This window comes from Chitinophaga oryzae, assembly GCF_012516375.2.
Lineage (GTDB): Bacteria > Bacteroidota > Bacteroidia > Chitinophagales > Chitinophagaceae > Chitinophaga > Chitinophaga oryzae.
The window spans coordinates 2,523,052-2,535,593 of record NZ_CP051204.2 but is presented as its reverse complement, the minus strand read 5'-3'; the positions used below and the strand labels follow the sequence as shown (position 1 = coordinate 2,535,593).

9 protein-coding genes are annotated in these 12,542 nt (G+C 47.6%); all 9 read right to left on the bottom strand.

Annotated features, from left to right (window positions below; all coding sequences use genetic code 11):
* Positions 1 to 8 precede the first annotated feature (8 nt).
* The 9 genes from HF324_RS10660 to HF324_RS10620 all read right to left on the bottom strand — a co-directional run bounded on the left by HF324_RS10660 (position 9) and on the right by HF324_RS10620 (position 12,493).
* Positions 9 to 1,208: a TlpA family protein disulfide reductase gene (locus HF324_RS10660; RefSeq protein WP_168859750.1), complete on the bottom strand. Its 1,200-nt coding sequence runs from the start codon at positions 1,206 to 1,208 to the stop codon at positions 9 to 11.
* A gap of 11 nt (positions 1,209 to 1,219) precedes the next feature.
* Positions 1,220 to 1,882 carry a sulfotransferase family 2 domain-containing protein gene (locus HF324_RS10655; protein ID WP_168859749.1) on the bottom strand — a complete coding sequence of 221 codons (663 nt, stop codon included), beginning with the start codon at positions 1,880 to 1,882 and terminating at the stop codon, positions 1,220 to 1,222.
* A 169-nt stretch (positions 1,883 to 2,051) separates the two neighbouring features.
* Positions 2,052 to 2,291, bottom strand: coding sequence for a hypothetical protein (locus HF324_RS10650; protein ID WP_168859748.1), 240 nt, complete (start codon positions 2,289 to 2,291; stop codon positions 2,052 to 2,054).
* A gap of 118 nt (positions 2,292 to 2,409) precedes the next feature.
* Positions 2,410 to 3,405, bottom strand: a complete 996-nt coding sequence (locus HF324_RS10645) for a lanthionine synthetase LanC family protein (RefSeq protein ID WP_168859747.1) — start codon at positions 3,403 to 3,405, stop codon at positions 2,410 to 2,412.
* On the bottom strand, positions 3,402 to 5,153 hold the full coding sequence (locus HF324_RS10640; RefSeq protein ID WP_168859746.1) for a galactosyltransferase-related protein: 1,752 nt from the start codon (positions 5,151 to 5,153) through the stop codon (positions 3,402 to 3,404). The genes HF324_RS10645 and HF324_RS10640 overlap by 4 nt, the downstream gene beginning before the upstream one ends.
* A 23-nt stretch (positions 5,154 to 5,176) precedes the next feature.
* Positions 5,177 to 6,802, bottom strand: coding sequence for a vitamin K epoxide reductase family protein (locus HF324_RS10635; RefSeq protein ID WP_168859745.1), 1,626 nt, complete (start codon positions 6,800 to 6,802; stop codon positions 5,177 to 5,179).
* Positions 6,803 to 7,356: 554 nt separating this feature from the next.
* The gene (locus HF324_RS10630) at positions 7,357 to 8,412 is read right to left on the bottom strand and encodes an SO2930 family diheme c-type cytochrome (RefSeq protein WP_168859744.1); all 1,056 of its coding nucleotides are present in this window, start codon (positions 8,410 to 8,412) and stop codon (positions 7,357 to 7,359) included.
* Between the two features lie 26 nt (positions 8,413 to 8,438).
* A complete protein-coding gene (locus HF324_RS10625) occupies positions 8,439 to 9,719 on the bottom strand; it encodes a parallel beta-helix domain-containing protein (RefSeq protein ID WP_168802457.1) in 1,281 nt (426 codons plus the stop codon).
* Positions 9,720 to 9,742: 23 nt separating this feature from the next.
* Positions 9,743 to 12,493, bottom strand: a complete 2,751-nt coding sequence (locus tag HF324_RS10620) for a TonB-dependent receptor (protein ID WP_168859743.1) — start codon at positions 12,491 to 12,493, stop codon at positions 9,743 to 9,745.
* Between the last annotated feature and the right edge of the window lie 49 nt (positions 12,494 to 12,542).

Genomic DNA, 12,542 nt, shown 5'->3' with positions numbered 1-12,542 from the left:
GGTATATGCTATAGGTCCATTAATTTCATTCTGATGGAATCCAGCGGGCTATTCACATTTAAGATGGTTCCATCGCTGTTTAGGAGAAAGGAATAAGGCACTGTAGTAATGTTAAACTGTTTAATATTTTCGGTCCCTTTCAGTTCCAATAGATGGCTGGCCTTAAATTTATTTGTTTTAATAGCCTTTAACCAGCTATCCCTGTTTTCGTCTATCGACACCGCAATTAAGTTGAATCCTTTCCCACGGTATTTATCATAAAGTTGATTCAGTTCCGGGACTTCTCTTATGCAGGAGCCGCACCAGGACGCCCAGAAAACAACCAGCGTATATTTGGAATGACGGAAGGCCGTAGGGGCGTCTATCTCCTTTCCATTATCGTCCTTCCCATAAAGCCGGGCAACCTTATTTCCGGTTTTTTCGGCCGCCGACCGGTACCGCAGCAGCTCCTTATTGAGCAATTCGCCATATTCACTGCTACGAAGATCCGCCGGCAGCTGCCTGTAAACTGAAAAACCAGTTTGAGGGTCCCACCTGGCTATTTTTGCCTCGAGCGCCGCATAAACGGAAATCAACGAAAAAGGTGTATCTGAAAGGAAACGCTTCGCTGCGTCGATTTCATAAAACCGGAACCGGTGTTCGAAGTTGTTGACGATATCAGATAGCGAATCAATCAATTTTCTGTCGTCGTTTTCTATCGCCCGGACCAGCTCCTCCCTGACTTTCGTTCTTCGATCGTAAAACAGCTTTCGGGTGCTATCTCTCAGATACATATAGGACGAGAGTTGCTTTTGTAAAGGCGAAGAGGAAGCCACGGCAGGATAAGCTGGCAACCCCGGCGTTTTAGCGTTTCGTATATCGGCATTTATATAAGTAGAATCGGCTTTCCCGTCGACATAAATGACGATCGGCCAATTTGTCCTGTCCGACAGGTTATAAATATCAACGTTTAGCAACCCTGGCTTCAACAAGTCACCTTTAACAATAACGGTTTGTTCATCTGTTTCCAGCCGGATGTCCGATGGTACAACTTTAATTGCGGCATAAGCATTGCTTGCCGTAATCCTTGTCTTTCCAAATCCCTTAAGCGAAATTTTTAAACTAAAAACCAGTTGTTGTTCAGACGGGCGTTTTATTCCGTCCCTGCAGGAGAACAATCCTAAAAGTCCAATTAAAATCACAACTACGGGCACCGTGAAAATTCGCATACTATAAAGTATTAACAACTTGGTTGGATTGCAAAATCCGGTTTATATAATTCTTTGATAAGGTCCAGGTGTTCTTTCGAGTCAATTTCAAATCGCGTCTCCGTTCTGTTTGACCGCTCTTTCCTGAATGGTATGCTGTACCGGTGGAGAAAGTCATTTAGTCCGGAAATAGGAACAATATGGTCCACGGCACCAGGAGAATAAAAGTCCGACTGTCTCCTGATATGCTCATCCTGTGACAGGGGATCTTTTTTCCCTAATTCAAAAGTGGCAAACTCCAGGAATCGCCCGAAGCCACAGTCTGTATGCAAATTTAAATAATGAAAATAGGTCCTGTATTCCTTTTCAATACAAAAATACTTATAGGTTGAGACAAACCGCTCCACGGGATCTCTCCAAACTGTAAATTTTATTAACTTTCCATTTTCCTTCTCATAATTGTCTATCTCATTTACGGGAACCAGGTATCCCGATTTATCGGTAAAGCCAATCGTCTTGTGCGTCTGTTCCACCGATTCCATCCAGTCGCCCGTTTTGTTAAAAATGGCTACTTTTTTAAGAAAAGAGCAGGAGTTTTTGGATACGACAACAAAGGCGAAGTTTGTATTGGGTATAAGACAAAAAAAGTTACCCATAAAAAGACCAGGCAAAACGGCGCCGTCGGGGATTTTCATAGTGTCACATTGTATAAATCAGTAAAAAAATGTAAGGATACAGCAGGATCCGGGCCTGCTTCAACCCTTACTATGCACCTGAAGTTATATCAGGATGCAGAGGCGGCTATGAACAAACTCAAGCGCGCTCTGCATCCTGGATTAAAGGCAGTTTATTATGCCCTTCTTATTACCAATCGCATCTTACTCCTGTAGAACCATTGTTAATGCACCACTGGGTAGCTTCTTCACAATCTTCCTTACCGGAGTTTGTGCCATCAGCACATTTCCATCCGTTGGAACATGTTTCAGTTCCATCACAATACGGATTGGTCAAAGGGGCAGTACCGCCTAAAATATTCCTCAATTGTTCCCTTGACAGGAATTCACCGGGATACTGGTTCGTTTCCTCTAATTTAAACTTTTCCATAACGATTTTTTTTGTTTAATAAAAAAACGCTCTCAATTTTAGCCTGTGACGCAGTAACGGCTGCAGGATTAAGAGGAGCTCACTCTATACACCCGCTTAGCGCTAATATTTTAAGGGACTATCCTACCAGGCAGTATTCGCCCCAATTTTCGATACAAAATCCACCGTTCCCGACGGAGGCCGATAAAACTCCCAGGCAATGCATGGGAGAGCTGAACAGATGGGCATGCGACTCCAGCGCCAACTGATAATATTCTTCGCCGATCAAATTATCTTTATATAGTTTACAAACAAGCGACAAATCCATGTCAGCAACCGGCGTCGAAGAAGAACGTATTGAGATGTATTGCCTTGACTGTTCCATCCAGCTATCAAGATTTAAAATACTTCCTGCATAAAACCGCGCATAAGCTAACTGTATAAGCGGACCTGACAACCGTGAGGAAGTGTCGTTATACTTCTTCAACAGATTATCTGCAACATCGATACACCTGTATATTAACCGTTCAACTGTTTCGATATTCAATTTATACTGCCATACCTTACCGCTATAAATGATCATCTGACTAAGGTTTATTATCGCAGCCGCATCATATTCATGCTCCAATGCACCTAATTTCGTCTCCATTTCATCCGTTAAGACGACCAGACACTCCTGATGCGACAAGGTTTTTAGCCTCGGCGTCAAATGATTTTTGCTACGGTATCTGCTCAACAGGTACAGTGACAGCCCCAGTATTCCGCTATCGAGCCGCAGGCTTTTACCTGGCTCATACATCACCGTCCGATACACTCTTGTGTCAAGTTCTTCCAGTATTTCGTCGGTATTGATTTGGAGATATTTATTCTGAGACAGCCATTCTATGGCCCATCCAATACCAGTAAGCCCGTCTCCAAAATAAACAGTGCCCACCTTTGATATATTACTTCCCAACTCCTTCAGCAACCAATCCGCTTTCGATGCAAAAATGTCGTTTCCGGTATATGAATGAAGTGTGTAACACAAAGCAATCAACCCTGCTTTACCGGAATACAATCCATAACCTTGTGTACTGTCAGCATTTAATGCTCCATAGTATCTTATGGCATTTTCTATGAAAACATCTGTACTCATATTTCCATTTTTGGGGATAACAACCAATCCCATGATTGAATATATTCTTCCAGTTCAGCCTTTCGCATATTGCAGACTTTCACATACTCTTCCATATATTTTATACGCCGCTCTCTACAAACATAACCAGAGTTTGTTCCTCTCGGATGAGGCAAATGGTACACTGGTCCGGAAAGATGCATCACCCTGAAACGTAAGATGGTCATCCTTTTACGTCGCTCCATATCTTCCGGCCCCCAGCTTTCAATAAATTCGTTTTCCATTCCCGCGCTTACATAAGCTGCTTTTTTCAGAAATACCAACCCACCCACGCCTCTTTTAGTAGCCGGAAAAAACTTCTTTCTGTTCAGCGACAGTAAGGAAATGTCCTGCAGTTTCTCAAACATCTTTTTAAACAAAGGGTCTACCGCGAGTACTTCTCCATCGTATGGGATCACCATATCGGCCTGCCCTTGCCTGAGGAGTGCCACCGCGGCAGTCACCTGATCCTGATGCACTACGATATCGGTATCGCACAAAACAACAAACGGTGTTTTGGCAGCGGAGATCATCGCATTATTATACCTTGTACGGTGCAGGAACTTATTACTATCCTGCACAAAAACATACCGGCAACACGAAGGCAGTTTACCTGACTCAAGTCCTGGTACTTCGTCGGCTTCCAGCACAAGAATATTTGTATTGAAGTGCGTACTGATAAACTTAACGACAATAAGCAGGTTCTCCCGTCGTTCCATGGAGTCAATCTTCAGGGGAATAACAAATGTTACATCTTTCAGGTCCGGTAGCCCGTGAGATCTTTCCGCCAAAAAGAGTTTCATACACTCCACAACCGCATAGCCACAAAAGTCGCCGCTAAGGCCACTATGATCCGCATAATAAGGTGGGTAATGGATATAATCCGTTTTGCAGAACATCTTTCCCTCCTGATTATTACGTACTCCTGAATAATGAAGAATTTTCCGGTCGTACCATTTGGACATACGGTCGCCTGCCCAGCAAAAATCAAGATCATGGTGGATTCTCGGCTTATATCCGAACAAGAGCGCGTTGTATAGCATGGCCCACATATCAGCACACCATACCTGTATGCCCCGGTATCTGCTTGCAGCTTGTCCTGTGTCTTTATAATATTGCGCCGCTTTTTTGTTATGGAAGTCTTCCAATAACGCATATAATCCTTCACAGTCTTTCTCCAGTTTTTCCCAGAAAGCAACCTGTACATTACTGATCAGATACTGCGCTCCTCCCGCATGCTGGTCATGCGCGATGACTACATCGGGACTTATTCCAACAAGCGCGCACATACCATAAAACAGGTCAGTATCAGCCGTACTACGAACATAATTACTGTCCAGGTATGTCCGGGTATCAGACAAATACCAGCAACCTTCGCTGTTCATCTGAGAAAAATCAGGCAATTCGCGGAACAGGATATCGGAGTCGTGATAAAAAACAACCTCATCGCACAATTCGGGGAACTTCGTAAAATGCTGTTTGATCAGATGCGGCCTGAGAGAAGACAAGTAACGTTTTTTTATCCTCACATCCGGGTAAGTATAGAAGGTCGCCGCAGTGTTTTCCTGCATCAATTTTGCAAATTCCTCACTCAGTCCCAATTGCGGGTCATACCCTATCAGCACATGTATTTTCTCTGCGGGTATACCTAATTGTCTGAAATTAAAAACCTGCAATTCCAATTGCCACAAAAAGTAATAATTACAGGGTTGAGCTGAAAGAAATATCATAAAGTGGAATTAATTGGCTAAAATCAGGCTGACAAAAGGTACTTCAGATCGTCTACCTGGTAAGACGGCGGTAGTTGCCGACCATTGAAGAATATTGTGGGTGTATACCTGATATCCATTTTTGTACACCACTCTCTCATATCTTTTAATTTATCCCCGTGCTCCGGCAGGTCAGGCGTAACAGGAAACCGGGTGGAAAAAAGCCGATAATCCTTCTCTTTAGCGCTATACCACTCATCCAGCGCCCGATTCAGCAATGTCTTATCAGCGAGCTCAGACAGCGCCATAAAATGGCGCACAGGTAACGCCGCTTTGTCATTATCCGTTGCAGTAAAAATGATCTGTACCTGCAGGTCATCCGGATACTGACGAACCAGATGTTCTATTTCAGGATGTATCTCAGCACAAGGGCCGCAATATGGATTACATACTTTAATAAGCCTATTGGCGGCCTGTGGATTACCAAGAAGGATACCGAGACCCTGCGTATTCTCTGTAACGGCTTTCTGCCCGGACGACAATACTTCAAAAACGGCCTCGTTTAATTTGAGCTGCTTAAATGCAACTTTATACTGTGCCGCTTCCTTCTCCGTTTTCAGTAAAACCCTGACGACAACAACCAGGAAAAAAGACAATGCATAATTTACAGACAACGAAATCAACAGCGTAGGTGGAATATCTGATACCCCTGCACCGGAGAGCCATTCGTCAGACATCGCTATAAACGCTTGCAACAACAGGATAACCTGAACGGATACACATAACGAGCACCACTTTTTAAGCACCCGCCACTGATAATAAAAAGAATATATCGTAAAAGCAGATGCGGCCAAACTGAGTAACGACAAGATAAGCAGCGACAATTTTCCAGTCACCCCATTCGTCAGCATAAAGGCGGCGGTACCTGTAAAGTAGGCAATACCCAAGGCGCTCCAGCTTACGCCCGCAACACCATTACCGGCACTGGTATGCACGCTACCGCAGTTATTGCTTCTACAAAATTTTTTGAGCGCAACGTTGAAATTGCCCAGCTCCAACATCAATAACATAGTTGAGACAATTGCACCTATAAGCGATAAAACCAGGAAAGTCAATGGGAACAATGCCGGGCGCCCGTCCTGAAATATTACGGCAATACCCGACACCAGCGTCAGCAAAGGAAAGAAAACTGCCCCGGCCAAAATAAAAATATTGCGCCTCCTTTCAACTTTCTGATTTTCATTATATCCTTTCTCTATCGCATTTTCCTTCGAGGTAACAACCAATACAATGCCTGTCCAAACAGCAGCAAAATCATCAAGATGAATGCGTACCCAATTGCCTTTATCTGTGTCGTAACAGGTAACGTATCCTGCATCCATTTCACGTACAACTGAAAAGGTATATCCGGAGATTGACGTCGATCCGGATTGTACAATAAATGGTGATCTGATCGTCAACAATGTGCTGACATTAGTTTTCATTACATAGTTCACAACACCATATTCGCGCAGCACTTCGCTGATGCTAAGCAGACTGGGATAGTCGGGATGTTCTTCCAGTTTTAATTTCAGGTTCGTATATGTATAAGAGATATTCAGGCATTTCAGGAGTTTCAACACGGACGTAATAACATCACCTTGTTCGGCGAAAACTTGTGGAATATTCATGGATAATAATTATTGTTCTGTTATATTTTAACAGCTAATCATCGAATGGCATAGATAAAATACGGGTCACACAAAATGGCGTCTAACTTCCATTGTTCCTTGAAAATACAGGCTTTTCCTCCTTCAGTACGGCTGACATGCCAATGATGATCAGACTGAATGTTGGCCAACCAGAAGTCCTCTTACTGGAATAAAATATCAGGTGGAAATATCAGGTTAACATTTCCTGGTTATTTATAAGAGAAATCAACTATGGTCATTTTTCGGGCTAATGAGTTTTCAAATGGTTTTTCTGACAGTTCTCTATTGAACTCACAGGCTAACTAAAGATAAAATGAAAAAATAATTTTACAAATTTTTTTGCGCTATATACTTTGGAAAATAAAATTTATATTAAATGAATAATCGTATCTAGTTAACCATACTAACCAGATACGACTATTCTGGTATCATCGCCAGTAGTAAGGCTCAACACCTCGTATTATACGACGAAGGTAGTTGAGCCTTAAAAATTTGATTTGTTGTTTGAAGTTTTCTACATCGGACAGCACCTGCTAATCTATCAGCGGCATTTGTGCCACCCATTGCCTGATGAGGGCTACGCCTTCCTTATGGATCACGGTGCGGGCCAGTTCCGGCATGGCGGTACCTGGTTCGGCACTGTTCATGCGGTGAACCAGGATGGAGTGCAGCGGGTCGCCGGGAATGACGTCGTAGTTGAGTCCTCCTGCGCCGCCGCCGGCGGATACCGGTTGTTTCATGATGCCGAGGTGGTCGTTGCCTTTCTGTTCATATTCGAGGAAGAGGCCTGTATTAAACGCATCGCCGCCTTTGGTGTGGCAATGGGCGCAGTTGACATCGAGGTAGGCGCGTGCGCGTTCGTTGACCGTGTAATGCACGCTGTCTTTCCAGTCCGGCAGTTGCGGGATGGCCGTTGCCGGCAGCCCCTGTAACATACCGGCGGAGGCCCATTGCTGCAGCTGGCCGGTGGTTTGTCCTGCCAGTGTGAAATTGAGGTTGCGTGCTTTCGGGCCGATGGGCGTCAGTACGCTGTTGTTGATATGGCAACGTTTACAATCGTTGGTATTGGGCATCTGGTATACGGTGGAGATTTTTTCTCCGCTGTCGTCCAGCAGGGTGATGGGGATCTTTTTGCCCAGTATCCATTTTACGGCTTCGGTCTGCTGATCGTTCCAGAGGTAGTTCATCACCTTCCAGTTTTTATCTGCCGGATCTTTGAACAACAGGCGGGTTTCTATCATCACCTTTTTGTGTTCCGGGCTGGTGTAGGCGAAGTTTTTAATGATGAAGGTGGAGTCCGGGAAGTCCAGCGGCCCCTGGGCCGTGTATTGTGCCGCTTTGCCGTCGGGCAGCACTACAAAGCGGTCTTTCACCGCGTAGTCGGTAAACAGCGGCGTTGACAGGTCATAACGCACTACGCCTTTTCGGGGCGTCAGTGTCTTCAGATCGCCGGTAAAAAATCCGTAGTCAGACAGTTTTTCTTTAAACTGAAAGCCGGCATTGCCCTGCCGGTCAGGTTGCTGCTGGCAGCTGTTGAACCATGCCAGCAAAAAAACAAACATCAGTAACAGCAAACAAGGCTTCCTCATCTCGCTAAAAAATTAAACAAAAAAAATTACTTGCATAAGAACGGTGTCACCACTGTATCGGGGCGCCATTCTTTGGAGCCCATCTGTAAGGCATGCACATTCACAAACAGGTTGGACTGTTTTTGACTGATGCATAGGGAGTCGGGGTTGGCGGCGGTACCTTTTGTCAGCACGTTACTGGTAATACCGTCGTAGGTAATGAAAGGCAGGCGGGCATTTTTACGGGCAGGGTCCTGCGCGTTGAGCTGTTGCTCGAGCGCTACCAGTATTTTACCGGTATGGTGCTCATAGACAGCTGGTGGAAAGCTGTCACCCACCTGCATTTCATTGTCATGGATGCGAATGTTCCTGGGTATAGGGTCATAGTGATCATTTATTTTAGCGCCCGCGTTGGCGTCAATAAAAAAGCCGGACACCACGGAGATGGCGCTGGAGTTGTTATTGATAATACGGTTGTTGTACAGTTCAATATCGGAAGCCGCCAGTATCACCACTCCGCTGCCGGGAGCAGCGTTGCCCACGCCCCAGGTGGAACCGAAGCTGCCTGCTTTGGCGAAGTTGCGTTCGTTGTTGTCGTGCAGGTGGTTGTTATAGGCCTTCACATGGCCGCCGCGCTGTGACAGGTCGGGCAGATCAAAAATGAGGAAGCCGGCGGTGTTGCCGTAAAAGTCGTTGTCGTACACCTGTGCGTTGGAGGTATTTTCAATTTCGCAGCCAGCCACGTTTTTATAGGCTTTGCAGTTACGCACGATGGCGCTGTCGGTCTGTCCTACGTAGATGCCTGCATCGGAAGCCCCTTCCGCGTAGCAGTGTTCTATCAGCACATTTTTACACATCACCGGGTAGATGGCGTAGCCGCCGCTGGTGGAATCTGCTTTTGACCATATGGCATTCAGGTGGGTGATGACCACCTTTTCACTTTTATTTATTTTGATGAGGTCTCCTTTGGAATCCTTCAGCGTCATGTTGTGGATAGAGAAACCTTTCACGTCCGTTACGCGGATACCTTCGCCGCCCTGGCTCTGGGAGGAGAAGTCGAGCACCGTTTTATCTGGGCCGGCGCCCTCTATGCGGATGTGGTTTACCTGGGCAATGCTGAGGTTATCGAATTTATAGGTGCCTTCTTTCAGGTAGATGCTGCTGCTGTCTTTAATGGAGAGGAAGGCTTCGGCTATTTTGGTTTCTTCACCGGGGCCGAAGGTGAGTTTGGTCTTGTATCCGTCCTTGTCTTCCTGCGACGAGTGGCATGCCGCCAGCAGGCCCGTCAGGGCGAGGGTCAGGATAGCATAACTGATGTGTCGTTTCATATGATTTCCATTTTTAAAAATGATTAAAATACGTTGTAGGCAAAGCTGATATAGTACATCGCGCCTATGGCCGGGCTGCCGAAGCCGTTGCGGTAATACACATTGGTGATATTGGTGCCGCCCAGTTTGATCCTGCAATGTGCCTGCAGCAGCCGGTAGCTGATCTGCGCATCGACCACGGAAGAGGCTGGCACATTGCCGCTGCCGAATCCTATCTGATAGAAATAACCCGGGCGGTAACGGAAAGTTGTGCTGAAAGCAAAACGTTCTTTTTTGCCAAAGCCGGTATTGCCAAAGTCGATATTGAATTTATAGTTGGGCGTATTGAAATTGTTGACCTGACTGTTGTTCCTGTTTTTGAGGAAGTCGGACGAGAAGTTCACTTTCGCCATGAAGTTGCGCGACATGTCTACCGCCACGCTGGCGGCATAGCCGTAGGTGTTTACCTTCTCTGCGCCGTTGTACGCGATGTTATAGGCCATATAGGTGCTATGGTCTTTAAAGGCGGCCGGATCGTCGGTACCGGGGGTATTGGCCACGTTGACGTAGCCGATGAAATTTTTCCAGGTGGCGTAGTAGCCCAGCACATCTATCAGCACCCGTTTGGCGATCAGGGAGGAGTAACCTAACTCGAAGGCGTCTACCGACTGCGGTTTGATATCGCTGAGGGTAAATTTCTGCAGGTCAGCAGGGTTGTTGCTCTGCTGGTATTTGGTGACGCTTTCCAGGGTATAGGCCGGGTAGCGGTCGAACTGGTAAACGCCGTTGAGCAGCCTGGAAGAGCCGCCGGAGGCGAAGCTGTTATAATCCACCGGGGTGCTTTGCAGCGCCTGGATATTGGAGGGGAAGCTATAGGCGTTTTGGTAGGAGAAGCGGATGAAGCTTTCCCTGTTCACCTCTGCTACTGCCGATGCGCGGGTGGTGATGCGGGGTTTTTCGAAGAGGGTGTTTTTATCGTAGCGGAAGGCGGCGCTGAGGCTCAGCTTTTCCTTCAGCACTTTTTTGGTAGCGTGGACATAGGCGCTGTATTCCGCTACGTCGATGGGACCGTCGCTATCGGGGAACAGCGTGCCTTTGGAGTCGAGGCGGTACAGGCGGTAGTTGAGGCCGGCGATCAGTTCCGCGAACTTCACGAGGTGGGTGAAGTTGTATTGACCTTCCACGTTATACAGTTTGCTTTTATCGAGGAAGAGCGTACCTCCTTTGGAGGTAGGCAGGGAAGAGATGCTGTCTTTCAGGTGTTGGAACAGGGGGCTGGAGGCGTCGGGACGGCCCTGGTCCGCGAAGGCGCGGGCGATGTTGCCGGCGTCGGCGTAGCTTTTACCGCCGGCCATGGCTTCCAGCAGGGCGCCGGTGTACTGCGGATACCATCCGTCGCCGGTGGCTGGGTTGAAGCTGGGTTTCCAGGCTTCGTTGATCAGTTGGGCCGTTGGGCTGGCGATGATGGTGTTACCGGAGTTTTCGCGGGTGGTATAGCCTCTCAGGAACCAGTGTTCCGCTTTCAGCTCCGCACGGTACTGGCCCAGCTGGAAATTGGTGAGGGCGTAGCGGGTGTCGTTGCTGTATACCGCGTTGCCTTTCCCGAAGGTGCCGGAGATGATGGCTTCCAGCTGTGGCCGGATCTTATACCGCAACTCCACGTTGGCCTTCAGTAATTTGGCGTCGTTGCTCAGATAGCCGTATTCCGGGTAACCGGTGCGGGCCACATAGTTGCTGCCTTTTTCCAGCAGCGGGTTGATGATGGGCGCCAGCTCCGGTGTCTGGGCGAGGGCAGCCTGGAGGAACGGGTTGATGTCTACGGATGTTTTGCTGCCGTACATATTCACGCCGTTGTAGTTGGGGTCGGTGAGCGGGCCGCCGGGACCGTTGGTATTGGTGGTATCGGTGGCCATCCATTCTTTGGCCTGTATGTACTGCATGTTGATTTTAAAAGCGAATTTATCGTTCACTTTTTTGGCCCAGCGGATGGTCCAGTCGTAGTAAGGGGAAGGCCCGAAAGGGTCGTTGGATTTGCCTTTACTGACATGGTTCACCCCCTGGGTGATCTGGGCGCTGAGGCCCTGATATTTGAACGGGTCTTTGCCGGTCATGACGAGGGTACCATTGAGGCCGCGGGAGCCGTAGAGGGCGGAAGAGGCGCCGGACAGCACTTCCAGGTTGTCCACATCCAGTTCGGTGAGGCCGATGGCGGTGCCGAGGGGAAAGTTGAGGCCGGGGGCCTGGTTGTCCATCCCGTCCACGATCTGGGTGAAATTGGTATTACCGCTGGTATTGAAGCCGCGGGTGGTGATGGTGGTGAAGGTGAGGCTGGAGGTGGTCACGTCTACCCCTTTGAGGCCCTGTATCATATTAAAATAGCTGGGCTGGGGGGAGTTGATGATTTCCTTGGTGCTGATCCGTTCGATGGTGACCGGCGATTCGATCTTTTTCTGGGTAAAGCGGCTGGCGGAGACCACCACTTCGCGGCCGAGCACTGATACGGGGGTGAGTTCTATTTTCAGTGGCCCGGCGCCGGTGACGGTGACTTCTTTGGTTTCAAAGCCAAGGGATGAAAAAATCAGGGTGACGGGGTACTGTTTTTTGGCGGAAAAGCGGAAGTTGCCCTGGTCGTTGGTGTAGTCGCCGTTAGGCGCTTCTTTCATGGTGACGGATACGGCGGGGACCACCTCTTTAGTGTCCGCATTGCGCACGTTGCCCGAGACCGTGATCTGGGCCTGCGCCAGATGGAAAAAACCCATCAGACAAATAATGGTTGATAATAAGACTTTGATCATCAGGGTGGAATTTAGACAGGTTGACAAAGGCGATATTACCAAAAACACC